This window comes from Paenibacillus sp. XY044, from assembly GCF_002257645.1.
In the GTDB taxonomy this organism is placed as follows: Bacteria; Bacillota; Bacilli; order Paenibacillales; family Paenibacillaceae; genus Paenibacillus_AQ.
The window spans coordinates 38,441-63,268 of the sequence record NZ_NQMO01000017.1; the positions used below are offsets into that span (position 1 = coordinate 38,441).

General features: G+C 51.9%; 27 protein-coding genes, 1 rRNA gene and 1 other annotated feature. Of the genes, 1 reads left to right on the plus strand and 27 read right to left on the minus strand.

Annotation, left to right across the window (positions count from 1 at the left end; all coding sequences use genetic code 11):
• Window positions 1-176: 176 nt before the first annotated feature.
• The 18 genes from CJP46_RS34810 to CJP46_RS34900 all read right to left on the minus strand — a co-directional run bounded on the left by CJP46_RS34810 (window position 177) and on the right by CJP46_RS34900 (window position 13,961).
• Window positions 177-782 (minus strand): class I SAM-dependent methyltransferase, encoded by a 606-nt coding sequence (locus tag CJP46_RS34810; RefSeq protein ID WP_094600186.1) that lies wholly within the window; start codon window positions 780-782, stop codon window positions 177-179.
• 137 nt (window positions 783-919) lie between these two features.
• Complete coding sequence (gene rplL / locus CJP46_RS34815; protein WP_094600187.1) at window positions 920-1,285, minus strand: 50S ribosomal protein L7/L12; 366 nt, start codon at window positions 1,283-1,285, stop codon at window positions 920-922.
• Between the two features lie 64 nt (window positions 1,286-1,349).
• Window positions 1,350-1,853: a 50S ribosomal protein L10 gene (gene rplJ, locus CJP46_RS34820; RefSeq protein ID WP_094600188.1), complete on the minus strand. Its 504-nt coding sequence runs from the start codon at window positions 1,851-1,853 to the stop codon at window positions 1,350-1,352.
• Window positions 1,854-1,965: 112 nt separating this feature from the next.
• Window positions 1,966-2,121, minus strand: a sequence feature (ribosomal protein L10 leader region).
• Between the two features lie 72 nt (window positions 2,122-2,193).
• Window positions 2,194-2,886 (minus strand): 50S ribosomal protein L1, encoded by a 693-nt coding sequence (rplA, locus tag CJP46_RS34825; RefSeq protein ID WP_094600189.1) that lies wholly within the window; start codon window positions 2,884-2,886, stop codon window positions 2,194-2,196.
• 83 nt (window positions 2,887-2,969) lie between these two features.
• Window positions 2,970-3,395, minus strand: a complete 426-nt coding sequence (gene rplK / locus CJP46_RS34830) for a 50S ribosomal protein L11 (RefSeq protein ID WP_076176723.1) — start codon at window positions 3,393-3,395, stop codon at window positions 2,970-2,972.
• A gap of 66 nt (window positions 3,396-3,461) precedes the next feature.
• Window positions 3,462-3,995, minus strand: a complete 534-nt coding sequence (gene nusG, locus CJP46_RS34835) for a transcription termination/antitermination protein NusG (protein WP_076176722.1) — start codon at window positions 3,993-3,995, stop codon at window positions 3,462-3,464.
• A gap of 22 nt (window positions 3,996-4,017) precedes the next feature.
• On the minus strand, window positions 4,018-4,206 hold the full coding sequence (gene secE / locus CJP46_RS34840) for a preprotein translocase subunit SecE (RefSeq protein ID WP_076176721.1): 189 nt from the start codon (window positions 4,204-4,206) through the stop codon (window positions 4,018-4,020).
• A 21-nt stretch (window positions 4,207-4,227) separates the two neighbouring features.
• Window positions 4,228-4,377 (minus strand): 50S ribosomal protein L33, encoded by a 150-nt coding sequence (gene rpmG / locus CJP46_RS34845; protein WP_076176720.1) that lies wholly within the window; start codon window positions 4,375-4,377, stop codon window positions 4,228-4,230.
• Between the two features lie 407 nt (window positions 4,378-4,784).
• A complete protein-coding gene (gene sigH, locus CJP46_RS34850) occupies window positions 4,785-5,429 on the minus strand; it encodes an RNA polymerase sporulation sigma factor SigH (protein WP_076176719.1) in 645 nt (214 codons plus the stop codon).
• Between the two features lie 161 nt (window positions 5,430-5,590).
• Window positions 5,591-6,112 carry an NYN domain-containing protein gene (locus CJP46_RS34855; RefSeq protein ID WP_094600190.1) on the minus strand — a complete coding sequence of 174 codons (522 nt, stop codon included), beginning with the start codon at window positions 6,110-6,112 and terminating at the stop codon, window positions 5,591-5,593.
• A 6-nt stretch (window positions 6,113-6,118) separates the two neighbouring features.
• Complete coding sequence (gene rlmB / locus CJP46_RS34860; protein WP_076176717.1) at window positions 6,119-6,865, minus strand: 23S rRNA (guanosine(2251)-2'-O)-methyltransferase RlmB; 747 nt, start codon at window positions 6,863-6,865, stop codon at window positions 6,119-6,121.
• 45 nt (window positions 6,866-6,910) lie between these two features.
• The gene (locus tag CJP46_RS34865) at window positions 6,911-7,375 is read right to left on the minus strand and encodes a Mini-ribonuclease 3 (protein ID WP_094600191.1); all 465 of its coding nucleotides are present in this window, start codon (window positions 7,373-7,375) and stop codon (window positions 6,911-6,913) included.
• Window positions 7,372-8,778, minus strand: coding sequence for a cysteine--tRNA ligase (gene cysS, locus CJP46_RS34870; RefSeq protein ID WP_094600192.1), 1,407 nt, complete (start codon window positions 8,776-8,778; stop codon window positions 7,372-7,374). The genes CJP46_RS34865 and cysS overlap by 4 nt, the downstream gene beginning before the upstream one ends.
• A 38-nt stretch (window positions 8,779-8,816) precedes the next feature.
• Window positions 8,817-9,497, minus strand: coding sequence for a serine O-acetyltransferase (gene cysE, locus CJP46_RS34875; protein WP_094600193.1), 681 nt, complete (start codon window positions 9,495-9,497; stop codon window positions 8,817-8,819).
• Window positions 9,498-10,098: 601 nt separating this feature from the next.
• A complete protein-coding gene (gene gltX, locus CJP46_RS34885) occupies window positions 10,099-11,559 on the minus strand; it encodes a glutamate--tRNA ligase (RefSeq protein ID WP_094600195.1) in 1,461 nt (486 codons plus the stop codon).
• A gap of 75 nt (window positions 11,560-11,634) precedes the next feature.
• Entirely contained in the window at window positions 11,635-12,123 is a 489-nt protein-coding gene (gene ispF / locus CJP46_RS34890; RefSeq protein WP_094600196.1) for a 2-C-methyl-D-erythritol 2,4-cyclodiphosphate synthase, read from the minus strand.
• Window positions 12,120-12,830: a 2-C-methyl-D-erythritol 4-phosphate cytidylyltransferase gene (gene ispD / locus CJP46_RS34895; protein ID WP_373558074.1), complete on the minus strand. Its 711-nt coding sequence runs from the start codon at window positions 12,828-12,830 to the stop codon at window positions 12,120-12,122. Before ispD ends, ispF begins: the two co-directional genes overlap by 4 nt.
• Window positions 12,831-12,884: 54 nt before the next feature.
• Window positions 12,885-13,961 carry a PIN/TRAM domain-containing protein gene (locus tag CJP46_RS34900; RefSeq protein ID WP_094600197.1) on the minus strand — a complete coding sequence of 359 codons (1,077 nt, stop codon included), beginning with the start codon at window positions 13,959-13,961 and terminating at the stop codon, window positions 12,885-12,887.
• A 226-nt stretch (window positions 13,962-14,187) separates the two neighbouring features.
• On the opposite strand from CJP46_RS34900, the gene CJP46_RS34905 reads away from it, so the two are divergent.
• The gene (locus tag CJP46_RS34905) at window positions 14,188-14,583 is read left to right on the plus strand and encodes a nucleoside triphosphate pyrophosphohydrolase family protein (RefSeq protein ID WP_094600198.1); all 396 of its coding nucleotides are present in this window, start codon (window positions 14,188-14,190) and stop codon (window positions 14,581-14,583) included.
• Window positions 14,584-14,687: 104 nt separating this feature from the next.
• Here the strand turns inward: CJP46_RS34905 and pssA are convergent, their stop codons facing one another.
• The 9 genes from pssA to rrf all read right to left on the minus strand — a co-directional run.
• Window positions 14,688-15,419 carry a CDP-diacylglycerol--serine O-phosphatidyltransferase gene (gene pssA / locus CJP46_RS34910; RefSeq protein ID WP_094600199.1) on the minus strand — a complete coding sequence of 244 codons (732 nt, stop codon included), beginning with the start codon at window positions 15,417-15,419 and terminating at the stop codon, window positions 14,688-14,690.
• A 54-nt stretch (window positions 15,420-15,473) separates the two neighbouring features.
• The gene (disA, locus tag CJP46_RS34915) at window positions 15,474-16,550 is read right to left on the minus strand and encodes a DNA integrity scanning diadenylate cyclase DisA (protein WP_094600200.1); all 1,077 of its coding nucleotides are present in this window, start codon (window positions 16,548-16,550) and stop codon (window positions 15,474-15,476) included.
• A gap of 13 nt (window positions 16,551-16,563) precedes the next feature.
• Window positions 16,564-17,931: a DNA repair protein RadA gene (radA, locus tag CJP46_RS34920; protein ID WP_094600201.1), complete on the minus strand. Its 1,368-nt coding sequence runs from the start codon at window positions 17,929-17,931 to the stop codon at window positions 16,564-16,566.
• A 228-nt stretch (window positions 17,932-18,159) separates the two neighbouring features.
• Window positions 18,160-20,610 (minus strand): ATP-dependent protease ATP-binding subunit ClpC, encoded by a 2,451-nt coding sequence (gene clpC, locus CJP46_RS34925; protein WP_094600202.1) that lies wholly within the window; start codon window positions 20,608-20,610, stop codon window positions 18,160-18,162.
• Window positions 20,611-20,687: 77 nt separating this feature from the next.
• Window positions 20,688-21,746 carry a protein-arginine kinase McsB gene (gene mcsB / locus CJP46_RS34930; RefSeq protein ID WP_094600203.1) on the minus strand — a complete coding sequence of 353 codons (1,059 nt, stop codon included), beginning with the start codon at window positions 21,744-21,746 and terminating at the stop codon, window positions 20,688-20,690.
• 28 nt (window positions 21,747-21,774) lie between these two features.
• A complete protein-coding gene (gene mcsA, locus CJP46_RS34935; RefSeq protein WP_094600204.1) occupies window positions 21,775-22,299 on the minus strand; it encodes a protein-arginine kinase activator protein McsA in 525 nt (174 codons plus the stop codon).
• A 28-nt stretch (window positions 22,300-22,327) separates the two neighbouring features.
• Window positions 22,328-22,789, minus strand: a complete 462-nt coding sequence (locus CJP46_RS34940) for a CtsR family transcriptional regulator (RefSeq protein ID WP_094600205.1) — start codon at window positions 22,787-22,789, stop codon at window positions 22,328-22,330.
• Between the two features lie 403 nt (window positions 22,790-23,192).
• Complete coding sequence (locus CJP46_RS34945) at window positions 23,193-24,380, minus strand: GNAT family N-acetyltransferase (RefSeq protein WP_094600206.1); 1,188 nt, start codon at window positions 24,378-24,380, stop codon at window positions 23,193-23,195.
• Between the two features lie 368 nt (window positions 24,381-24,748).
• A 5S ribosomal RNA gene (gene rrf / locus CJP46_RS37715) occupies window positions 24,749-24,828 on the minus strand; the annotation flags it as partial.

Consider the following 24,828-nt stretch of genomic DNA (forward strand, 5'->3'; position numbering starts at 1 on the left):
TATCCAGTAGATTTGCCCAAAATGTACATATTATACGTGGACATGCCCTATTTTATGCATATCTCCGCATAAAACTATTGACATTTCAGTCAACTAAAGACAAGAAGCCTATCCTAATACTGACATTTTATAATAATATCACACATGATTTTTCAAGTCAATAGTCCTATTGCAAATTATTGAAAAGATTTTGTAGCCTTAAAAATCCGGTACCCTTTATCCTTGGTGATTTCCTCTACCTCTGCAAACAGACTCTCCAGCTTCGCCTTTGCCGATGGCGCCCCTTGTTTCTTCTGAATAACGATCCATAAGGACCCTCCTTCGCGAAGATGCTCATACGCCTGCTCGAAAATGCGATGTACCGTATCCTTGCCGGCACGAATCGGCGGATTGGTCAATATAACATCGAAACTCTTCCCTTCGACCTGCTGCAGCAGATCGCTCTCCAGAATCGTCACGTTGGCGATCCCGTTCAGTCTGGCATTTTCCTTGGCGAGTTCCACAGCGCGGCTGTTTACATCCAGCATCGTCACATGACCGTCCCCGGCAAGTCTTGCCGCCACCAGACCGATCGGACCGTATCCACAACCCACATCCAAAACCTCGGACCCCTGCGGAATGTCCATCGCTTCGATCAGTACCTTGCTGCCATAATCAATTCCCTTCTTGGAAAACACCCCGGCATCGCTCGTGAACTTGTAGACTGCACCCCGCAGTCGCTCTTCCAGACTTCGCCGGTCATGTCCGGCTTCAGGCTGATTGGAATAGTAATGCTGTGACATGCTTTCCCTCCGAATCCTTGGTTTCATTACACAGGATCCCCTGGTTCTAGTCATTTAGTCACAAGGGATGCGGCTTTACAAAAACAAACCCCTTGAATGATTCAAGGGGTTTGCTATGTGCTTCAAGTGAGAAGGAATTACTTCACTTCTACAGTAGCGCCTGCTTCTTCCAATTTAGCTTTAACGGATTCAGCTTCTTCTTTAGCCACTTTTTCTTTCAGTGGTTTTGGAGCGTTGTCAACGAGTTCTTTAGCTTCTTTCAAGCCAAGACCCGTGATTTCGCGAACGGCTTTGATAACGTTAATCTTGGAAGCGCCAGCGCTAGCCAGGATTACGTCGAATTCAGTTTGCTCAGCAGCTTCAGCTGCGCCAGCGCCGCCACCAACTACAGCTACTGGAGCTGCAGCAGTTACGCCGAATTCTTCTTCGATTGCTTTAACCAGGTCGTTCAGTTCCAAAACAGTCATACCTTTGATTGATTCCAAGATTTGCTCTTTACTCATGGTTGAACCTCCATTTTATAATAAAATTATTTTTTGTTTACTTTAAGCAGTCAGAACGGGAAGCTTACGCTCCTTGTTCTTCTTTCTCAGCCACAGCCTTAACTGCAAGCGCGAAGTTGCGAACTGGAGCTTGAAGCACGCTGAGGAGCATGGAAAGGAGACCTTCGCGGGATGGCAGTTCTGCCAACGCCTTGATTTGGTCAACGCTGACTACACGGCCTTCAACCACGGCACCTTTCAGTTTCAAAGCTTCGTTCTTCTTAGCAAAATCGTTAAGGATTTTAGCTGGTGCTACGGCGTCTTCTGCACTGAATGCGATAGCTGTAGGACCGGTCAATACTTCGTCCAGTTCAGTCAGCTCAGCAGCGGCAGTCGCACGGCGCAGCAAAGTGTTTTTCAACACTTGGAATTCAACACCCGCTTCGCGAAGCTGCTTACGCAGTTCGGTAGCTTGGGAAACGTTCAATCCACGGTAGTCGGCTACTACTGTCGTTGCACTTTCGCGCAATTTCGCAGTTACCACTTCTACAGCTTCTTGTTTCGCTTGAATCACTTTTGCGTTTGCCAATGTCTACACCTCCTGAAAGTTTCAATGACTGTCCGGCCGGACATGCCGGCCGCCAGTTCGATCTACGTCGGAATCCGCTTCGAGTCTGAGTACTCTTGACTTCTCCGATTTCATAGGCAAGTAAAAAGCCTCCGTAGATTTACGAAGGCCTGATGAATGATGATTGTCCGGGCAAAATGCAGGAAATCATATATATTCTATCACAACACCTCGGTAGGAAATTAAGCCCTAAGGCACCTACTGTCTACGGTAAGCATATTCAACTTTAGTGGTCGGTCATAAAGACCTGAACAACAACTTTTATATAGTAACAGATAACTCAGAACGAGTCAACGATAACTTATTTAAATGTTGCTGTATTCACGCGTGCGCTTGGTCCCATCGTCGAGGATACGGCGATCCCTTTCAGATAAACACCTTTTGCAGCAGCTGGTTTAGCACGGTTGAGTGCGTCGATGAGAGATTTGAGGTTCTCATTCAGTTTGTCCGCATCAAAGGATACTTTACCGATCGGTGCGTGAATTTGACCTGCTTTGTCCAGACGGTATTCGATTTTACCGGCTTTGATTTCTTGAACAGCCTTGGAAACATCGAACGTAACTGTTCCTGCTTTAGGGTTAGGCATGAGGCCTTTACCACCGAGCAGACGACCCAGTTTACCGACTTCGCTCATCATATCAGGTGTAGCGACGCAGACGTCGAATTCGAACCAGCCTTGTTGGATCTTGTTGATCATGTCCTGATCGCCAACAAAATCCGCGCCGGCCGCTTCCGCTTCCTTCGCTTTGTCACCTTTCGCAAATACCAAAACGCGTTGTGTTTTACCCGTGCCATGAGGCAGGACAACGACACCACGAACGGCTTGGTCTTGTTTACGTGGGTCAACGCCCAAACGAACTGCAACTTCAACGGTTTCGTCGAACTTGGCAGTCGCAGCCTTTTTCACAAGCTCTACAGCTTCTGCTGGCTCGTATACTGCTTCGCTGTCGATCAGCTTGGCAGCTTCAGCATATTTCTTACCATGTTTAGCCATGTTTGTTCCTCCTTTGTGGTTTTAGCGGATATTCCTCCCACATGTGCCGGCCTCATAGGCCGGGTGTCGCAAGAAAAACCGGATTAGTCTTCGATTGTGATGCCCATGCTGCGTGCAGTACCTTCAACCATACGCATAGCTGCTTCAACGGAAGCGGCGTTAAGGTCAGGCATTTTTTGCTCAGCGATTTCACGGACAGTGCTGCGTTTAACGGTAGCGACTTTCTTCTTGTTAGGTTCACCGGAACCCTTCTCGATTTTGGCAGCTACGCGAAGCAGAACTGCAGCCGGTGGAGTTTTGGTAATGAACGTAAAGGAACGATCCTCAAATACCGAAATTTCAACCGGAATGATCAGACCAGCTTGATCAGCGGTACGAGCGTTGAATTCTTTACAGAATGCCATGATGTTGACACCTGCTTGACCCAAAGCTGGACCTACTGGTGGTGCCGGATTCGCTTTACCTGCTGGGATTTGCAGTTTAACAACCTTGATTACCTTCTTTGCCATGTAAGACACCTCCTTCAAAAGTGGTTAGCGGGCCTTTGGGCCCTCCCACAAGAAACCTGAAGAACTTTATATCTTCTCCACCTGAGTATAATCCAGCTCAAGCGGGGTTTCCCGTCCAAACATGTTGACGTGTACCTTAAGCTTGCTCTTGTCGACGAGAATTTCTTCTACCGAGCCAACAAAATTCGCAAAAGGACCAACTTTGATACGTACGGATTCTTTAATATCGAATTCGATCTTCGGCTTCGGCTCTTCCATGCCCATATGCTTCAGAATCTGTTCCACTTCTTCTGGAAGCAAAGGCGTCGGCTTGGAACCCGAACCCGTTGAACCGACAAAACCCGTAACCCCTGGCGTATTGCGAACAACGTACCAGGAATCGTCAGTCTGGATCATTTCTACCAAGACATATCCGGGGTAAACCTTTCTCATGACGACCTTTTTCTTGCCGTCCTTGTTTACCACTTCTTCTTCCATCGGAACAAGAACGCGGAAAATCTTGTCTTCCATGCCCATGGACTCAACGCGTTTTTCCAAATTGGCTTTGACCTTATTCTCATACCCAGAGTAGGTATGAACTACGTACCATCTTTTTTCCATATCAAGCCACCCGGGACCCTTCTTAAATAATCGCTTCGATCACAGCGGAAATGCCGATATCTAGAACCCAAAAATAAATCGTGACGATCGCAATGGTGCCAAGTACAATAAGCGTGTAATTCGTCAACTCTTTACGATTAGGCCAGCGAACTTTTTTAAGTTCCGCCCAGCTTTCAGAGAAAAAGGAAAACAGAGACTTGAAACCTTTCACGCCGACTACACCTCCAAAAAACTATCTGGTTTCGCGATGAGGAGTTTGCTCGTTACAAAACTTGCAAAATTTCTTCATCTCCATGCGGTCGGGGTGATTTCGCTTGTTTTTGGTAGTCGTATAGTTTCTTTGTTTGCAATTCGTACAAGCCAAAGTGATAATTACCCGCATGCTGTGCACCTCCCGAAGACGTCCTTCTATTTCAGAAGAGTCATTATTGATCCCTAGTAGGAAGCAGCCTAAACTTTTCATCGCTGAAAAGAAAAAAAACCGTTCCTGCGAAATGAACGATCAAGCTTGTGCCGAAGCCTTTGCTCTCTCATTCATTAAAACACGCGAAATTTAGGCCTACCTAAAACACTTTATCACAAGGGTCAAACCATGTCAACGAAAGAATGGCCTTGTCAATATGCGTTTAAAGACCACGATTCCCTGTCGTTTCAAGCCTTTTTTTTCTCATCATAAGCCGCCTGCATTCATTTACCAGTATGATTCATTCATCCAGAGGTTAAACCTCGGCACTTCCCGTGTGAATAAAAAAAGACTCCTTACGAGCCTTTCTTCACCTTAGCGTCTGTTCAATTGTCGCGAACTTCCAAATATCTCTCCAGCTTGCGCTTGACCCGCTGCAGAGCATTATCGATTGATTTCACATGCCGTTTCAAATCCACCGCGATTTCCTGATAGGAGCGGCCGTCCAAATACAACATCAGCACTTTGCGCTCCAAGTCGCTCAGAATCTCGGACATCTTGTCCTCGAGTCCGACGAACTCTTCCTGGTTAATAATCAGCTCTTCCGGATCGCATACCTGCGAGCCGCAAATCACGTCAAGCAGTGTACGGTCGGAGTCCTCATCATAGATAGGCTTGTCCAACGACACGTAAGAATTCAGCGGGATATGCTTCTGTCTCGTCGCGGTCTTGATCGCCGTAATGATCTGTCTCGTAATGCACAGCTCGGCAAAAGCCTTGAACGAGGACTGCTTGTCCCCTCTGAAATCACGGATCGATTTGTATAAACCGATCATGCCTTCCTGGATGATATCCTCGCGGTCGGCGCCGATCAGAAAATAAGATCTGGCTTTGGCCCGCACGAAATTCCGGTACTTGTTGATCAAGTACTCCAGCGCTTCACTGTCACCTTCGCGGAAATATTCGACTACGTCCTCATCCGTCTTGTAATCATAATCAGATAACATTAACTCTTTAAGGTCGACGCTCACCAAGAAACCCCCCGGCTGCAACGCAAGGTACCCGTTACTCGTGAAATATACGAACAGTATAAATGATGCTCTCCGAGCCGTCAACCACGGATTATCCAAAAAAGAACAGCGATAGCAAAATTGTCAAGAGATGCAAAATTGTCATTTCATACAAAAGTTGGCTATTCCCGCCGCCAGCGTTCGAAAATTTCTCGGATGTCCGGCGAGAGCTTGCTGTCCAGCGTATTACGCGTCGATCTGGCCTGATCTTCCTTGATCCGCTTCTGAATCATCTGCTCGCTGTTCTCCACTTCGATCAGCAGCTCCCGGGCGGACAAGCGAAGCGCTCCCCGCGCGAAGATAACATGCTGTTCGATCAAATCGCTGGTCGCTACATAGATCTCCCTGCTTCGCCGGCTCAGCTCACCAACCAGACGCTCGATGCATTCGTCCGCCGTCTCCTTCTCCTTCGTAAAGTATACCTGGACCTTGCTCTGTGAAAAGGATTTGCCCAACCCCGGTACCCGGTAGGCGTCAAATACCGCGATCACTCTTCTTCCGGAAAAGGCCTGATAATCGGCCAGCCTGGCCAGCAGCTCATCCCTGGCCTCCTGCATGCTGATCTGTGACAGCTCTGCAAGGGAAGGCCATCCTCCGATCATGTTATAGCCATCGACCAAAAGCACATCGCGCAAAGCCGCCATTCCCGGCTAACCTTGGGTACGGCGCCGGCGCAGAACTTCGTACATCACGACTCCCGCGGCCACGGAAGCGTTAAGCGAGTTGATTTGACCTTTCATGGGGAGTTTCACCAAAACATCGCATTTTTCGCGGATCAGTCTGCCCATGCCTTTCCCTTCGTTGCCAATGACCACCGCGACGGGACCGTCAAACACGTTCGTGTCGTACATCTCGGAGGAAGCGGACACGTCGGTACCGACGACCCAAATCCCTCTCTCCTTCAGCTCCTCAATGGTCTGTCCCAGGTTCGTTACGCGCGCGACCGGAACGTATTCCGCGGCGCCGGCGGACGTCTTGGATACCGTTGCGGTGACCTGGGCTGACCGGCGCTTCGGCACGATCACCCCATGCACGCCGGTGCAGTCTGCAGTCCGGAGAATGGAGCCGAGATTGTGCGGATCTTCGATTTCGTCCAGCAGCAAAATGAACGGCGCCTCCCCTTTCGTTTCTGCAGCCTGCAGGATGTCCTCCACTTCGGCATAGGCGTAAGGCGCAGCCTGCGCTACTACGCCCTGATGCTGCATGCCCGGCGCCATCTGGTCCAGCTTGCGCTTGTCCACCTGCTGGATGACGACGCCAAGTTTTTTGGCCTCGAATATGATCGGCTGCGTCAGATGCTTCTGAGCATTTTCCGCAATCCAGATTTTATTGATCGTCCGCCCGGATCGAAGCGCTTCGGTCACCGAATGCTTCCCGGCAATGATTTCTTCCTCCATCGATTTTCCTCCTGATTCTAATCGGCCAGTGGTGGCCGTGCCGTCTTATTTCTTCTTAGGCTGCTGCTCTATGAACCGGATCCCCGTGTCGATTAACTCCTGCAGCCGCTCGAACTTCCCGGTGTAGTACAAATAACCGATTAAGGACTCAAATGCAGTGGCATGCCGATATTCCAGCACGTCGGCATTCTTCGGAATGGTGCCCGACTTGGCGTTGCGGCCCTGGCGGACCACGTCGCGCTCCTCGTCGGTCAGCATTTCCTCCAATGCGCCGATAATCCGGCTCTGAGCCTTGGCCGACACGAGTCCGGTCGCCGAACGGTGCAGCTGATTGGGCCGAAGGTTCGTCTTGGAGATCAAATATTGACGAATGGCCACCTCATAGATGGCATCGCCGATATACGCCAGGACGATCGGCGGAATCAGCCGGGCCGGCTTGGAAGGCGGGTAACTGAACATCCAGTTCCCCGCGCTTTCCGGCAGCAGTTCGTTGCCGTCCGCCCCGCTCATTTGCGACGCCAGCGCATGCCCTGCGCCGTATCCTCCAGCAGAATTCCCTTGTCCGCAAGCTCATCGCGGATTTCATCCGCACGGCTCCAGTTCTTGTTTTTGCGGGCTTCGACACGCTCGGCGATCAGCTGCTCGACTTCCTCGTCCAGAAGCTCGGTTTTTTCCTCGAAATACAGCCGCAGCACGGCGTTCAATTCGTCAAAAGCCGCCAGCATCGCCTGCAGTTCCGCAGGGTTCGCCACAGGCTCCTGAAGCAGCAGGTTGGCTTCGCTGACCCATTCGAACAAGGAGGTAATCGCATCCGGTGTATTGAAATCGTCGTTCATTTTTTCATAGTAGGCAGCCAGAATCGCATCCAGCTTCTGCTGCACGGATTCACGGACCGGACCGTTTCCGTCTGGAGTCACCGTATCCAGACGGTGCTTCATATTCGTGACGGCATTGGCGATCCGCTCCACGCTCTTCATCGCCTGATCCATCGTCTCGCTGTTGAAGTTCAGCGGATTGCGGTAATGCGTGGACAGCATGAAATAGCGGATGGCTGCTTTTTTATACTGTGCGCGAAGATCCTTGACCAAAATGCCGTTTCCGAGCGACTTCGACATTTTTTCATTATTGATCTTGATGTATCCGTTATGCATCCAGTAGTTGGCCAGCGGCTTGCCGGTCAAAGCTTCCGACTGCGCAATTTCGCACTCGTGATGCGGGAACTGCAGGTCCTGTCCGCCCCCGTGGATATCCAGGGTGTCCCCAAGGTAACGGCGCGCCATGGCCGAGCATTCGATATGCCAGCCGGGACGGCCGTCGCCCCAAGGGCTTGCCCAGAAGATCTCTCCCGGCTTGGCTGCCTTCCAGAGCACGAAGTCCTCCGGGCTTTCCTTACGTTCGTCGACCCCGATCCGGATGCCGAACTGCAGCTCCTCCAGCTTCTGATGCGAGAGCTTGCCGTAACCCGCAAATTTGCCGGTGCGGTAGAACACGTCGCCCCCTTTTTCATAAGCGAAGCCTTCGTCTTCGAGCTCCTTGATAAAGGCGATGATATTGTCCATGTTTTCCGTAACCCGCGGGTTGATCGTCGCCTTATGAATACCCAGTCCGTCGAGGTCCTCGTAGTACGCTTTGATAAACGTATCCGCCACCACCGGAACGGTGCTGTTCATCTGTTCGGCCTTGCGGATCAGCTTGTCGTCCACGTCCGTGAAGTTCACCACGTAATTCACTTCGTTACCGATCTGCTCCAGATACGTGCGAACGACGTCGAAAAAGATCATCGGACGCGCATTTCCGATATGAATGTAGTCGTAAACGGTCGGACCGCACACGTACATGTTCACCTTTCCCGGCTGCTTCGCTACAAACTCTTCTTTCGCCCGGATCATCGTATTATAAATTTGAAGGGCCATATCCACATTTCCTTTCATCCATGAAATTCACTGCTGCTTTATTTCGAACGTGCTCCAGCCGAAGCTTCCTCCTGCTGAAGCCGGTTGTTTTCCGTATTTAGTCTTTCCAATTCCCCGCGAAGCTGTTCGATCTCCTGCTGCATGCTGCGCAGCGAATCGACGATCGGGTCAGGCAGCTGGTGGCTGAGACGGTCCACCCGGCGTCCGTCCTGCTTCACGATCCTTCCCGGAATGCCCACCACCGTGCTGTTCGAGGGGACCTCCTTCAGAACGACCGAGTTGGCGCCGATGTTGCACTGGTCTCCGACTGTAAACGAACCCAGCACTTTCGCGCCGGACGCGATCACGACATTGTTGCCGATGGTCGGATGCCGTTTGCCTTTTTCCTTCCCGGTGCCCCCAAGGGTAACGCCCTGGTAAATGACGACATCGTCCCCGATCTCGCAGGTCTCCCCGATCACCACGCCCATGCCATGGTCGATGAACAGTCGCTTGCCGATCTTGGCTCCGGGATGGATCTCGATCCCTGTCATGAAGCGGCTGACTTGGGAGATCACGCGCGCCAGCGTAAACCATCGGTGTTTGTACAGCGCATGCGCAACCCGATGGGCCCAGATGGCGTGCAGCCCCGAATAGGTGAAAATGACCTCGAACAGACTTCTGGCCGCCGGATCATTCTCGAATACGGTTTGGATATCCGATTTCATATGCTTGAACATATCCGTTCCCCTCTTTGCTTCTTCTGTTCTCCATCGTTTCGTGGAGGCACAACACCTTTTCTCGTCCTGACAACCAAAACGTTCATCGACGCTTGTTCATCGAAGCCCAACCACGCTTTAGCGAAGGTTCCCCCAACAAAAAACGCCCCTGCAGCATTATGCTGCAGAGACGTTATACCCGCGGTCCCACTCTGCTTGGACTTTGCCGCCAGTGCCCTCCGGTGATTCCGGCACGCAGCATGGCATACAAAGCCCCACTTTCTGTCCTCATAACGGCGGACGTCCGGCACAGTCTAACGGGGAGGTCTTCCTCCGCTCATCCATGCAGCTCACAGGTGCATTTCCACTGCCGGCCAATAGGTAACTTACAGCCTTGAAGGAAAGCCTTGCGCCTTCCTCGCGGTTACCCTCTCTGTCAATGGCGTAATCAATGTACTTCTCCTGATCTTCGCTGATCGCACATTGGATCATCCGGCCCCCTTGTGACAGCGGGCCGAATTGATTTTGCTTGTTATTATAGCCGATAAGTCGTCTTACTGACAAGAAGTGTTTCGGGGAGCTTATGGGTTAGAATATGCCGTTACCATAAGAAAGAATCCAACTACGCTCCCTTAATTTGCGATTTCAACCGCTCGATGACGCGCCCGCGGCCCAGCAGGAAGATCGTTTCATTCAAATCGCGCCCGTGCATCTGGCCGGTAAGTGCGACACGAATCGGCATAAAGAGCTGCTTGCCTTTCACGCCGGTTTCCTTCTGAACTTCTTTGATGAGAGCGGCAATATGCGAAGCGGAATACTCTTCCGCAGCTTCGATCTTCGTCAGCAGCGCCGACAATACCGTAGACACCTGCTCCTCGGCCAGCACCGGCAGAGCTTCCTGGTCGATTTCAAGATGAGAGCGGAAAAACACTTCCGACAGATCGACAATATCCGATGCGGCTGTCATCTGCTCCTGATAGAGAGCGACCAGCTTGCGCGTCCAGGCATTCTGCTCCTCATCCAGTTCGGCAGGCAGGCGGCTAGCCCGCTGCAGGTGCGGAATCGCCAGCTCCGTAATCCGGTCGGTATCGGCATTCTTAATGTACGTATTGTTCAGGTGAGCCAGCTTGTTCTGATCGAACACAGCCGGGCTCTTCGACAGGCGGTCCGGATTGAAGATCTTGATCAGCTCTTCTCTGCTGTAGATCTCTTCTTCACCTTCCGGAGACCAGCCCAGCAGGGCGATGAAGTTCACCATCGCTTCCGGCAGGTAACCCAGCTGGTCGTACTGCTCGATGAACTGGATGATCGACTCGTCCCGTTTGCTGAGCTTCTTGTGGTTCTCATTCACGATCAGCGTCATATGACCGAACTGCGGCGGCTCCCAGCCGAACGCCTCGTAAATCATCAGCTGGCGCGGCGTGTTGGAAATGTGGTCTTCCCCGCGCAGCACGTGGGAAATTTCCATCAGATGGTCGTCGACCGCCACCGCGAAGTTGTACGTCGGAATGCCGTCCTTTTTCAAGATGACGAAGTCGCCGGTGTCCTGGGTATTGAAAGAGATCGTTCCTTTAACCATATCGTTGAACGTGTACGTCTTGTTATCCGGCACCCGGAACCGGATGCTGGCTACCCGGCCTTCGGCTTCGAACGCCTGGCACTGCTCCGGCGTCAAATCACGGTGCTTGCCGGAATAGCGCGGCGTCTCGCCGCGGGCGATCTGTTCTTCCCGTTCCTTCTCGAGCTCTTCCTCAGTGCAATAGCAGCGGTAAGCCAAACCGCGGTCCAGCAGGTCCTGCCAGTATTTCTTGTAAATGTCCAAACGCTCGGTCTGGCGGTAAGGGCCGTACGCCCCGCCCACATCGACGCTCTCGTCCCAGTCCATTCCAAGCCATTTCAAATATTTCAGCTGGCTTTCTTCGCCGCCTTCAATATTCCGCTTCACGTCCGTATCTTCGATTCGGATAATAAACTCTCCGCCCTGGTTGCGGGCATACAAATAGTTAAACAGCGCCGTTCTGGCATTGCCAATATGTAAATGTCCGGTTGGACTCGGTGCATAACGTACGCGCACTTTGCTCATCCTGATCCCCTCCGTCATATCATTGATCAATAAAGTCCGTTCAGAAATACTTTACCCTATTCCAGCCTAAATCCTTCAAGATGATAGCACATCTTGGATCAAGCATACAACCGATTGGGCTGCAATGCCTTCTCCCCGTCCGGTGAATCCGAGCTGCTCCGTCGTGGTGGCCTTCACATTGACCTGGCTCACGTCGGCATCCAGCGCCTTGGCGATAACCTCCACCATCTGCGGAATATAAGGAGCCATCTTCGGACGCTGGGCGATAATGGTCGAATCGATGTTGCCCAGGCGGTATCCCCGCTCCTTGGCGAGTCCCCAAACATGCAGCAGCAGCTTCAGACTGTCCGCGTCCTTGAATTCCGGATCCGTATCGGGAAAATGCTTGCCGATGTCCCCCAGCGCAAGCGCACCCAGAATGGCATCCGCCACGGCATGCAGCAGCACGTCCGCATCGGAATGTCCCAGCAGCCCCTTTTCGTACGGAATCGTCACCCCGCCAATAATGCACGGCCTGCCCTCCGCCAGCTGGTGAACGTCAAACCCTTGTCCTACACGTATCATTCCTTGTTCTCTCCCTTGCGTTTCTGCATAAATGCGGCGTACTCCAAATCTTCCGGTGTCGTAATTTTGATATTCGTATAACTGCCTTCCACAACCGCGACAGGAATGCCCAGCCGCTCCACGAGCATGGAGTCGTCGGTGCCGGCGAAGCCGTCCGCCGCGGCGCGTTCATGGGCCATCTTCAAATCGGAAAGACGAAAAGCCTGTGGGGTGTGAATGGCCCACAGACTCCGGCGATCAGGGGTCGCCAGAATCGTCCCCGAATCGTTCACCTGCTTGATGGTATCCTTCACCGGCACCGCCAGCACGGCCGCTCCTTCCTGGAGCGCCCTCCGGTAGCATGCCTCAATGTGTGCAGGTTCCACGAACGGGCGAACCCCGTCATGAACCATTACCCATTCTGTGCCGATTTCCATCAAGCCGTTGTATACGGATTGTTGTCTTTCGCTTCCGCCGGCGATGACCTTGGTTACTTTACCAAGACCGTAATCCTTGATCCACTGCTCGCAGCGCGGAATATCGTCCGCCCCGGTGACCAGGACTACTTCCTTTACCAGCGGCATTTGTTCAAAAATGTCAAGCGTATGAATAATGATGGGCTTGTCTTCAAGCATAAGGTACTGCTTGCTTTCTTGCGTCCCCATCCGGGAGCCGCGGCCCGCGGATACCACAATGACGCCCACCTGATTCTCTGTGCCCAAGTCGATGCAAAGCCTCCTCAACAACTGACCAAAAAAGAGTATACCCCCATCATACCGCGTTTACTGGGCTTTTTCCAACAGTTTTGGTTTGGCGAAGATCATCCGCCCCGCAGAGGTTTGCAGCACGCTCGTTACGAGCACTTCCATCATATTGCCTATATAATCGCGTCCGCCTTCAACCACAATCATGGTTCCGTCGTCGAGATAAGCCACTCCCTGGCCATGCTCTTTGCCGTCCTTGATTACCTGTACCATAATTTCTTCCCCCGGCAGGACGACCGGCTTCACGGCGTTGGCCAAATCGTTAATGTTCAGTACGGAAACGCCTTGCAGCTCACATACCTTGTTCAGGTTAAAATCGTTGGTCACCACTTTGCCCTGCAGCACTTTGGCGAGCTTCACCAGCTTGCTGTCCACTTCGGAAATTTCTTCGAAATCCCCTTCATAGATCATCACCCTGACATCAAGTTCCTTCTGGATTTTGTTCAAAATATCGAGTCCTCTGCGGCCGCGGTTGCGCTTCAGCAGGTCCGACGAATCCGCGATATGCTGAAGCTCTTCCAGAACGAATTCGGGAATGACGATCGTTCCTTCAATAAAACCGGTTTTGCAGATGTCCGCGATCCGGCCGTCGATGATGACGCTCGTGTCCAGAATTTTATGCTCCTCAATCCGGCGTTCCTCCGGCAGCTCGCCCCGGCTCCATTTGCCGGAAGTCCACAGGGAAGCGAGCTCTTCTTTCTTTTCCAGTCCGATCCGCAGCCCCATATAACCGAACACAAACGTCACACCGACAGCGAGCAAATCCCCGGCATGTCCAATCCAGGCAAGGCTGGGGTAGATTAATAGAGCCAGCAGCAGTCCTCCGATCAGACCCGACGCTCCGGCCGCCAATTCATTCATCGGCGTGTTCGAGAACGAAGCGATAAACGAATGCAGACGATACGATACAGCTTGAGCACATAGGGAACCAATCAACAAAAATAAAATTGCGCCAACCACAGCGAACATTAGGCTGCCCCACAGCGAATCATCAATACCAATTCCAGGGAACGACCAGCCTGCTGCATGATGCAGCGTGTACCCGATCCATGCCCCACATAATCCGGCAAATGCCGCGATCGATTTCCTCAGCATCAGTTCCCTCACCTCCTTGAATCTTTATTTTTAACAGTTGCAGATTTCATTAGCAGTATGGTCCATTTTGCAGCAACCTAATCCTGTATATTCCAATTTTTATTGGACGGCTGAACCTTTCTTTTGTACCATCCTACAGAAGTCTCGTTTTTGGTTGAAAATGGGCAAATGACTGGAATATAATAAGTTCATTCAAAAAACTAGAGGTTAGAGGTGAAGAGGATACATGGGCACACCAAGTTTACAAGACTTTCAAGATCAGGTTTCCGAACTGTTGCTCCGTCACCGCAGTCTGCTGGATGTATTGTCGAAGAATGGACAAAGCAGTGCCTCCGTTAACCGGTCTGTCGCCAAGGCGATTACCGATTGCGGTTGTATTGAACTTCATGCCACTAAACAAACCTTTGCTCCGGGACTGGACCTCGAGGAAGCCAAGGAAACGGTACGGACCCATGTCCACGGAGAGCTGTGCGAGAACTGCCGCGAGGTGATCAGCACCGAGCTGGGGCGGAACCTGTTCTATATGTCGGCGCTGTGCAATCTGCTCGATATCAACATGGATGAAGTGGTCCGGAAGGAATCGCAAAAATGCTCTACCCTTGGTCTGTTTAACATGTCATAAGCACCAAGAATATAAAAAGCAGAAAAAGCATTTATCTCGCTGCCCCCGGCAGGAAATAAATGCTTTTTATTTTTGAATCCCGTTCTATTGAGCGGGGCTTTCGTTTATGAGGAGTGGTCGTTGAACACTTTATCGGACTGCTCGCGATGGCGGCGGCGTCTTCGCGACAACCTTCTCACATTCTCTTTCAAACCGTAGGCTGCATACAGCACCAGTGGCAAGAAAATCAGCTTGGAGAGCTGATCCGGGAACGTGACGGCGACCGCGACTCCGGCAAGAATGACGAACGGCGCGTACATCATCGCTTTCTTCGGAAAACCGATTTTCTTAAAATTCGGGTACCGGACCGTGCTGACCATCAGGTATGACAGCAGCAGCATGGCAATGATCATATAGGGGGCGGAAATTTCATCACGAAATAAAGATAATGTAGCGAGCACACCGCCCGCTGCCGGTATAGGCAGACCTATAAAGTATCCCGGGCTGCCTGATTGGACGTTAAAACGGGCAAGCCGAAGCGCCCCGCACATGGGAAATACGGCGGTTACCGTCCAGATCAGCGCATGATGCATATCGTGAAAACAAGAAATGTACATGATAAGAGCGGGTGCAACACCAAATGAAATTACATCCGAGAGGGAGTCCAGTTCCTTGCCCAACTCACTCTGTGCATTGAGCGCCCGGGCCACCCGGCCGTCCAATCCGTCGAGAAGCATTGCAATGATAATCATGATGGCCGCCAAGCTCAGCTTGTTGTCGAGGGCCAGCATAATCCCTACCATTCCGAGAAACAAGTTACCCAAGGTACACATGTTCGGAATTGATTTCGTAAACATTTTCTCACCTCAAATATCGTAGTACCCCCATGTCATCCATTGATTGTATGGCATTTAAATTTGTCTGTCAATGAATACTTGTTCCTGCAAGCGTTTCAGTCCCTCTTTTATATTGCGGGCCCTGACTTCGCCAATTCCATCCACTTCGTCCAGCTCCTCGATCGTAGCCATCATGGTATGCGGCAGCCGTTCAAAGCGCTCCACCAGGTTGTGGATAATGACATTCGGCAGACGTGGAATTTTATTGAGGATCCGGTAACCACGGGGCGCTACAGATTCTTCTGAGGTCGCTGCCGACAACGGGTACCCGAGCAGGCGGACCACATAGTGGATATCGAGCAGTTCGTCGTCGGTCGCCCGCTTCAGTCCGGCGATCATCTCGCGGATCTTCTCATCGTTGTCGTCACGTGCATAGTCTTTGTACAAGAGCCAGGCTTCTTCCTCCATGTTGCTCACGAGTTCTTCCATCTGCATGCTGATCAGGCGCCCTTCGTTCCCTAGCTCGTTGATGTAGCGCTTGATTTCCATTTTGATGCGCAGGACCATCTCCACACGCTGAATGACGTTGACCACTTCGGGAACGGTAACCAGCTCTTCGAATTCGGATGCCGACAGGTTCGTCAGCGACTGGTTCAGTACCGCCCGGTACTTCTCCAGCGTCTGAAGCGCCTGGTTGGCTTTGGTCAAAATGACGCCGATTTCTTTCAGCGCATAGCGGAGCGTACCTTGGTACAGGGTGATGATGTTCCGGCGCTGGGAAATCGACACGACCAGCTTGCCGGTCTGTTTGGCGACCCGCTCGGCCGTCCGGTGCCGGATCCCCGTTTCGATCGAAGAAATGGACGAGTCCGGAATCAGCTGGGTGTTGGCATACAGAATCCGCTTCAGGTCCTCGCTCAAAATGATAGCGCCGTCCATTTTGGCCAGCTCATATAAGTAGTTGGGCGAAAAATCGCAGTTGATGGAGAAGCCTCCGTCCACAACCTCCATCACTTCAGGACTGTAGCCAACCACCAGCAGTCCCCCGGTTTTGGCGCGCAGCACGTTTTCCAGGCCGTCGCGAAACGGCGTGCCGGGTGCTACGAGCTTCAATAAATCGTTCATTTTATCCAATTGGCTCGGTTCTTTCATCTTCATTTGCCCCCTAATCTAACGCGACCGCTAGTGCATCTGCAACGGTACTCACTCCGATGATTTCAATACCTTTGGGGTGCCTCCATCCTTTCATACTTTTTTCCGGTAAAATAATCCGCTTGAAACCCAGCTTCTCCGCCTCCCGGACGCGCTGTTCCACACGGGAAACGCCCCGAACTTCGCCGGTCAGGCCGACTTCACCGAACATGACGTCGTAAGGCTTTGTCGGAATATCCCGAAAACTGGAGGCAATGCTGACGGCTATGGCCAGATCGACCGCCGGTTCATCCAGCTTGACGCCACCCGCCACGTTCAGGTACGCATCCTGATTCTGCAGGAACATGCCCATCCGCTTCTCCAGCACCGCAATAATGAGCCCCATCCGGTGATGGTCGATCCCGGTGCACATGCGCCGTGGCGACGGAAAATGCGTGGAAGAGATCAAGGCTTGAAGCTCGACCAGGACGGGTCTGGTGCCCTCCATGCTGGCCACGACCGTGGATCCCGCAACGCCGAGCGGGCGCTCGGACAGAAACAGCTCCGACGGATTCCCCACTTCGACCAGCCCGACTTCGTTCATCTCGAAAATGCCGATCTCATTTGTCGATCCAAAGCGGTTCTTAACGGCTCTTAACAGCCGGTAGGTATGATGGCGCTCGCCTTCAAAATAAAGTACACAGTCTACCATGTGCTCCAGCAGCCTCGGCCCCGCGATAGCCCCTTCCTTTGTAACATGCCCCACAAGAACGGTGGCAATGCCGAGCCCTTTGGCTACCCTCATAAACCGGGCCGTACATTCCCGGACCTGCGCCACGCTCCCCGGCGCGCTGGTCACCTCTGGAATGTAGACCGTCTGGATGGAGTCGATCACCAGAAACTGAGGCTTTACACTCTCGATCGCCTCTTCAATGAGATCCATATTGGTCTCGCACAGAACGTACAGTTCCGGCGACAGGGCGCCGAGGCGATCCGCCCGGAGCTTGGTCTGGCGGACCGATTCCTCGCCGGACACGTACAGCACGCGCAGGCCGGACTGCGTCAGAGCGTGCGACGTTTGCAGGAGCAGGGTCGACTTGCCGATGCCGGGGTCGCCCCCGACGAGAATGAGCGATCCGGGAACGATCCCGCCGCCCAGAACGCGGTTCAGCTCACCGATCCCGGTTAGCACCCTCGCTTCTTGGCTGCTCTCTATATTTATGATCGAAAGCGGCTTTTCTTTACTATGAAAAAGCGGGGAATTCATTCCCTGCGTCTTGATGATGCTTTCCGTTTCTTCTACCATCGAGTTCCAGGCTTGGCAGCCTGGGCACTTCCCGTACCATTTGGCAGCCTCATAGCCGCACTCGGTACAGTAAAATTTGGTTTTCGATTTGGCCATGCGTCTCTCCTTTGCTGCAGCCAATTTGTCTAATTATGTCGTTACCTCAGAAATTTGGCATTATTTTAAGTTTACCATTTATTAAGATTTATCGTAAAGTCTATCCAAAAACTTTACATTGATTTTCATTTGCGGATGAAACAGACAAAGGGACTGACCCGCTAGGTCCACAAAAACCGGCGGGGCAATCCCTTGTTGTTCAGGCTTCGTATGAAGTCACCGGCTCATTTACGATTGCGTATTGGCCGATACATTTTCGTTTTTGTTGACTGTCAGCGCGCCGCCCTCTTCGTCGATGAGCAGCGAGTCGCCTTTGGACACATGCCCCGTGAGCAGCTCTTCCGACAGACGGTCCTCGATATGCTTCTGAATCGCCCGGCGGAGCGGACGGGCACCGAATGCCGGGTCGTAGCCTTCTTTCGCGAGGAATGCCTTGGCTTTATCTGTCAGGATAAAGTCGACATTGAAATCGCGCAGGCGTTTACGCAGCTCTTCGGTCATCGTCGTCACGATTTCAGCGATGTGCTTCTCTTCGAGTGAGTGGAAGACGATGATTTCGTCGATCCGGTTCAGGAACTCCGGACGGAAGCTCTTCTTCAGCTCTCCCATCACTTTATCTTTCATGTTGTTGTAATCGGCTCCGGCGTCGGCTGTTGCCGTGAAGCCCATCGTCGAGTTCCGTTTGATCGCTTCCGCACCTACGTTGGAGGTCAGAATGATCAGCGTGTTGCGGAAGTCCACCACGCGGCCCTTGGAATCGGTCAGACGACCGTCTTCCAGCACTTGAAGCAGAATATTGAACACTTCAGGATGCGCCTTCTCGATTTCGTCCAGCAGGACGACCGAGTAAGGTTTGCGGCGTACTTTTTCGGTCAGCTGGCCGCCTTCGTCATAGCCGACGTATCCAGGAGGCGCTCCGACCAGTCGGGACGTGGAGTGTTTCTCCATGTACTCGGACATGTCGATGCGGACTACCGCATTTTCGTCACCGAACATCGCTTCGGCCAGAGCACGGGCCAGCTCGGTTTTACCGACACCCGTAGGTCCAAGGAAGATGAACGATCCAATCGGACGCTTCGGATCCTTCAGACCGGCACGGGAACGTCTTACCGCGCGGCTGACTGCCTTGACGGCTTCTTCTTGGCCGATAACGCGTTCGTGCAGGATTGTCTCCATATTCAGCAGGCGTTCCGTTTCTTCTTCCTTCAGCTTGCTAACCGGAATACCGGTCCAACTGGCCACAACCTGGGCGATATCCTCAGGCGTAACTTCAGAGTCCGTACGGCCCTGTTTTTCTTTCCATTGGTTCTTCGTGACGTCCAGCTCTTCGCGGATCTTTTGCTCGGTATCGCGAAGGGCGGCCGCTTTCTCGAATTCCTGGCTTTGCACGGCCGAATCTTTTTCCTTGCGGATATCTTCAAGCCGGCTTTCCAGTTCCTTCAGATTTGGCGGAATGGTGTACGTGTGAAGCCTTACCTTGGAGCCCGCCTCGTCGATCAGGTCGATCGCTTTATCCGGCAGGAACCGGTCGGAAATGTAGCGGTCTGACAGCTTCACGGCTTCCACGATCGCCTCATCCGTAATTTTTACGCGATGATGCGCTTCGTAGCGGTCGCGCAGACCGAACAGAATTTGAATCGCTTCTTCCGGAGATGGCTGATCCACCGTAATCGGCTGGAAACGGCGCTCCAGAGCGGCGTCTTTCTCGATATATTTACGGTACTCATCCAGCGTGGTGGCACCGATGCACTGCAGCTCGCCGCGGGCAAGCGACGGCTTCAGAATGTTGGATGCATCGATGGCGCCTTCCGCGCCGCCGGCACCGATCAGCGTATGCAGCTCGTCGATAAAGAGGATGATGTTGCCTGCTTGGCGGATCTCATCCATAATTTTCTTTAAGCGATCCTCGAATTCGCCTCGGTATTTCGTACCGGCTACAACCGATCCCATGTCCAGCGTCATGACGCGTTTGTCACGCAGCGTTTCCGGGATTTCGTTGTTGATGATTTTTTGAGCCAGGCCTTCGGCGATTGCGGTTTTACCAACCCCCGGTTCACCGATCAGCACCGGATTGTTTTTGGTCCGGCGGCTGAGAACCTGGATGACTCTTTCGATTTCGTTACTGCGGCCGATAACCGGATCCAGGTTGCCTTCCTTGGCAATCGCGGTCAAGTCACGAGCCAGACTGTCGAGCGTCGGCGTACTGACGTTAGATTGGTTTCCGTGGTGACTGGATACAGCCTCGCTGCTGCCCAGCAGCTGCAGCACTTGCTGGCGCGCCTTGTTCAGGCTGATGCCGAGATTATTCAGCACGCGGGCAGCCACGCCTTCGCCTTCGCGAATGAGACCGAGCAGGATGTGCTCTGTGCCTACATAGGTATGGCCAAGTTTGCGCGCTTCGTCCATTGATAATTCAATCACTTTTTTGGCGCGAGGGGTATAAGCGATATTCGTCGGCTGTTCCTGTCCCCGTCCGATGAGCGTCTCCACTTCATCCTGGATTTTTTCGAGGCCAAGTCCAAGACCGATCAAAGCTTTAGCGGCAATGCCGTCCCCTTCCCGGATCAGTCCGAGCAAAATATGCTCTGTGCCAATGTTGTTATGCCCTAAACGAACCGCTTCCTCTTGTGCCAAAGCAAGCACCTTCTGCGCACGTTCCGTAAATCTTCCGAACATCATATCTCCTGCACCTCCATGAGTTTTATCATCACTACTACACTTGCGTCCTTCATCGTAAAGCTGTATATCATAAAGGCTCAGCGATTTCCGAGGGTTTCCCGGATGAGCTTCGCCCGGTAAATATCGCGTTCTTCGGTGTTCATATCGTGACCGTACGTTTTCTGCAGGAAGCCCGGCTGGGTCATCACATTCAGTTCATTCATCACCGGAATGGATGGTCCCTCCAAGAGCCCAAGGTCAACCCCAAGGCGTACGTCGGAAAGACGCTGCCCCGCCTCCTTCGAGTCCATCACTTCCGCGTAGGATAAAATCCCATAGGACCGTTTGATACGGTCGGTAATGCGGAGTCTGGAATCGTTCATGAGCCGCATGCGTGCATTTTTCTCATGCTCGATGATCTGCAGCACGACGCTGTGGAGGTTGTCGATGATTTCATTCTCGGTCTGTCCCAAGGTAATCTGATTCGAGATTTGGAACAGGTTACCTATTGCTTCGCTGCCTTCCCCGTAAATTCCTCTTACGGTGAGCCCAACTTGGGAAACGGCGGATAAAATCCGGTTAATCTGCTGGGTCATCACCAGTGCCGGCAGGTGCATCATGACCGAAGCCCGCAGGCCAGTGCCCACATTCGTTGGACAGCTGGTCAGATACCCGTGCTTATCGTCAAAGGCGTAATCGATGTACTCCTCAAATTTATCGTCAATGCTCGAGGCCTTCTCCCAAGCTTGGCGGATTTGAAAACCGGGGTATAGACATTGAATGCGAAGATGGTCCTCTTCGTTAATCATAATGCTGACCGATTCGTCCTCGCTGAGGATTACCGCGCCATTCTGGGATTCATTCGCCAAATTGGGGCTGATCAAATGCTTTTCCACCAGCACCCTTTTGTCCAGCGGATCAATTTGATCAAGTTCCACGGTATAAAAAGTTCCAAAAGACTGAAGGTGATCACTGGGAATACCCGTCAGACGTTTAAGCACTTCCTCCGACTGCTGGCGGGTGGCCAGTAGCGGAAAAGGAAGATGCTGCAGGTTGCGCGCAACCCGAACCCGGCTGCTGATGACGATTTCGGAAGCATCGGCCTGGCCGCGCATCCAATCGCTCAGCGCTTTCTCGGTAAACCGGAGATGTGGCATCACGCATTCCTCCTCCTTCGAGTGAACTTTACTGTTCCGACAATTCTTTCTCAAGCTTGCGGATCTGGTCGCGCAGCTTCGCTGCCTCCTCGAACTCCTCTTCGTGAATACGCTGCTGAAGTTCAAGCTTCAAGCCGTCGATCTTGCGTTTCGCTTGAATTTTGCTTCCGCCTCTTTTGGGCAATTTGCCGACGTGAGCGGTACTGCCGTGAACTCTTTTGAACAGAGGGTCCAGGCGGTCTCCAAAATATTTGTAACAGGAGCTGCAGCCGAACCGGCCGATCTTGCTGAACTGCGAGTACGTCATGCCGCACTCTTCGCATCTCAGCGATTGGGCAGCCTTGGCGCTGCTCGCCGCTCCCTTGCTGGTCATGTCAATGTCCATGAGACCGGATAGCAAGCTGTGTATGGAAAATCCGCCTGAGGTTCCGGGGATCATTTCCCCTTTTTCCCTGGCGCAGGATTCGCAAAAATGAAACTCCGTCTTCTCACCATTCACAATCTTGGTAAAATGGAGAGTCGCCGGTCTCTTACCACATTCTTGGCAAAGCATACCGAAGTACCTCCTTTTCTCCGAAAGACTATTTGCCTAACAAAGAAATCAGCATCGCCTTCATCAGCCGAGCACGTATCTCATCCCGGTAAGGAAGCTTGATCATCAGGCTCTCCCTGGATATCGCGGCGCGCATGAGGTTCGCTTCGCGTTTGCTCAGTATGCGTGCCTCCTCCAACTGGTAGATCAGCCCTTCGGCCACGTTCTGATCGATGCGGTCCCCAATCGTATGGTGGAGATGGGTATGAAGCGCCGAGTATTGCGGGAGTTCAATCCGCTGAATCCGAATGTACCCTCCGCCACCGCGCTTGCTTTCCACGAGATAACCTTTTTCGAGCGTGAATCGTGTGCTGATCACATAGTTGATTTGGGACGGAACGCATGAGAACTGATCAGCCAGATCGTTCCGCTGAATTTCAATCAATCCTTCGGGACTTTCATGCAAAATACCCTTTAGATATTGTTCAATAATATCAGAGATATTACGCATTGTTCATCCTCCATTACGTTAAAACATCAAGACCTTCATGGTCGTTCGTGAGTCCGTTCGACAATCCCAAACCATCTCCTCTAAACTTAACCAATGGCCAGGGGCTCGAATCTGGATCTTACCCGGGTGAATATGTTATAACTGATCTAAACCTTGCGCATTCACTATTGTGAGTTCAACTGTAGACAAACATACATTTGTTTTTACGTTGACTTTGACTTTCTTTGATCTAAATTATAACATATTCTCACGTTTTGCCAAGAGGGTGTATCTTCATTTTTGACGTTCTCCTCCTTTTTATACTGCACCAATAGAAATAACCCCCTGCAGCGCTACAGAGGGTTATTTATCTGACCGAATCTCGGCTTTTTAACTTCCATAAAAAGGGAACCCAATACTTTTATTAAAAGAAATCCAAAAACAAGGTCTGCTTAGCGGGGATCCGCGCTTCCAGTATGCTCACTGCCTCAGCACTGCCTGCGATTCGTCCGGAACGGTACAGTTCAGACGGCCGTTTGAACCCGGTCAGCAAGACGGTCAGAGCCTGAATATCGCAGCTCAGGGCATTTTCCTGCTGTCCTTGTGATGATTCCAAGGGAGCGACCGAAGCGGTTCCGTCCGGTGAAAACGACCAGCTCCAAACGCCTTCATTCCAAGGCCCGTACGAGTCGGTCAGCTGAATGGTTACACGTTCGGATTGCCCCTCACCGGACGCTGCAAAGGGATACACTTCAACGAGTTTCTTCATATTTACGACACGGGCCATCCCATAAGGAACAATCTCCTGTGTAATCCGCGGATCGGCCAATTGGTATGTAAGACTGTCATCCATCGGCATGAAATTGACGATCACCTGAGTGACCATCGAATCATGATTGGCGATATACGTCCATAACGCACGGCGTGCCTCATCGGTTACATAAATGAGTTCATCGATGGTAAACTCCTTGTTCTCCACCTTATAAAGAACATATCCCTCAGGCGCACCTGAAGCCGAATAATAAACCGCCGTATGCCCATCTTCGTCCAGTACTGAACGGGTCCACCATTCCCGGGTCCGGACCATCAATCCGTTATATTGTTTGGAAAATGCGGCATAAACCGTATCCAGAACGTCCGGATCCTTGATATCTCGCCGAATCGAACCTTCAGTTACGACCTTTGCCGGCAATTTATCGGTTGAAATGACATATTTCTTGTACTCGCTGAACATCTCCCAGCCGTATTTTCGGTAAAACGGGTAGGAGAAAGGGTGCAGCACGGAAAAGACCTGCCCGTTCTCATTCATTTGCTGCAGCGCGTGCGTCAGCAGGTGCTTAATATAACCCTGCCGACGGTTTTCCGGCCATGTTGAAACGCTGGCGATACCGCCCATAGGAAAACTCTCACCTTGAACCGATACCGTAAACGGAATTAACACCAGCTTGGCCGCGAGTTGTTTATCCTCGTCAAAGATCCCCCAAACCTGATCAGGCTTAAATCGTTCTTTGGCCTGCTGCTTTTGCTCGGGAGCCATCTTGTATTGAAAAGCATATTCGCTCAGCCGGGTGCTTTGATCAAATTCATCCTCCCGTAAATTCCGGATTTCCATGCTTCCACCTCACCTATTCAAAATGAGCCCTGAAATCAGGAAACAACCTTTGTCCTGACATTGGCTAAATTCAAAGTCGAGTATGGCAAAACCTATCTGCAAAGTCAATCCATCCTGTTTACCTGGGGACAACTTATTTGTAGAATGGGATCATTTTGTGGTTATTCACGATGATCTGTGGGTTATGGGGATCATTTTGTGTATTTGTGGATGACTTTTTGGCGATTTTCAAGGCGAAAACGTTATCTGTGTATAATTATGACGAAGAAATACCGAAAACCGTAGAGGCTGTGGATGAAAAAAGCCCCTTATCAACAGGAGCGGGGAACAAAAAAACCACTGTCGATGTTTATCAACAGTGGTCCTTCGCTTGGCAACGTCCTACTCTCCCAGGACCCTTCGGTCCAAGTACCATCGGCGCTGGAGGGCTTAACGGTCGTGTTCGGGA

Coding starts and splice junctions, on each gene's coding strand:
- CJP46_RS34810 (WP_094600186.1), bottom strand. CDS start 782: ATGTCACAGCATTACTATTCCAATCAGCCTGAAGCCGGACATGACCGG.
- mcsA (WP_094600204.1), bottom strand. CDS start 22,299: ATGCTTTGCCAAGAATGTGGTAAGAGACCGGCGACTCTCCATTTTACC.
- clpC (WP_094600202.1), bottom strand. CDS start 20,610: ATGATGTTCGGAAGATTTACGGAACGTGCGCAGAAGGTGCTTGCTTTG.
- gltX (WP_094600195.1), bottom strand. CDS start 11,559: ATGAGCAAAGTGCGCGTACGTTATGCACCGAGTCCAACCGGACATTTA.
- mcsB (WP_094600203.1), bottom strand. CDS start 21,746: ATGCCACATCTCCGGTTTACCGAGAAAGCGCTGAGCGATTGGATGCGC.
- CJP46_RS34900 (WP_094600197.1), bottom strand. CDS start 13,961: ATGCTGAGGAAATCGATCGCGGCATTTGCCGGATTATGTGGGGCATGG.
- disA (WP_094600200.1), bottom strand. CDS start 16,550: ATGAAAGAACCGAGCCAATTGGATAAAATGAACGATTTATTGAAGCTC.
- cysE (WP_094600193.1), bottom strand. CDS start 9,497: ATGTTCAAGCATATGAAATCGGATATCCAAACCGTATTCGAGAATGAT.
- rplL (WP_094600187.1), bottom strand. CDS start 1,285: ATGAGTAAAGAGCAAATCTTGGAATCAATCAAAGGTATGACTGTTTTG.
- pssA (WP_094600199.1), bottom strand. CDS start 15,419: ATGTTTACGAAATCAATTCCGAACATGTGTACCTTGGGTAACTTGTTT.
- rpmG (WP_076176720.1), bottom strand. CDS start 4,377: ATGCGGGTAATTATCACTTTGGCTTGTACGAATTGCAAACAAAGAAAC.
- CJP46_RS34945 (WP_094600206.1), bottom strand. CDS start 24,380: ATGGAAATCCGGAATTTACGGGAGGATGAATTTGATCAAAGCACCCGG.
- CJP46_RS34940 (WP_094600205.1), bottom strand. CDS start 22,789: ATGCGTAATATCTCTGATATTATTGAACAATATCTAAAGGGTATTTTG.
- rlmB (WP_076176717.1), bottom strand. CDS start 6,865: ATGGAGGAAGAAATCATTGCCGGGAAGCATTCGGTGACCGAAGCGCTT.
- cysS (WP_094600192.1), bottom strand. CDS start 8,778: ATGGCCCTTCAAATTTATAATACGATGATCCGGGCGAAAGAAGAGTTT.
- radA (WP_094600201.1), bottom strand. CDS start 17,931: ATGGCCAAATCGAAAACCAAATTTTACTGTACCGAGTGCGGCTATGAG.
- rplA (WP_094600189.1), bottom strand. CDS start 2,886: ATGGCTAAACATGGTAAGAAATATGCTGAAGCTGCCAAGCTGATCGAC.
- ispF (WP_094600196.1), bottom strand. CDS start 12,123: ATGATACGTGTAGGACAAGGGTTTGACGTTCACCAGCTGGCGGAGGGC.
- nusG (WP_076176722.1), bottom strand. CDS start 3,995: ATGGAAAAAAGATGGTACGTAGTTCATACCTACTCTGGGTATGAGAAT.
- CJP46_RS34855 (WP_094600190.1), bottom strand. CDS start 6,112: ATGGCGGCTTTGCGCGATGTGCTTTTGGTCGATGGCTATAACATGATC.
- CJP46_RS34905 (WP_094600198.1), top strand. CDS start 14,188: ATGGGCACACCAAGTTTACAAGACTTTCAAGATCAGGTTTCCGAACTG.
- CJP46_RS34865 (WP_094600191.1), bottom strand. CDS start 7,375: ATGAGCGGGGCGGACGGCAACGAACTGCTGCCGGAAAGCGCGGGGAAC.
- rplK (WP_076176723.1), bottom strand. CDS start 3,395: ATGGCAAAGAAGGTAATCAAGGTTGTTAAACTGCAAATCCCAGCAGGT.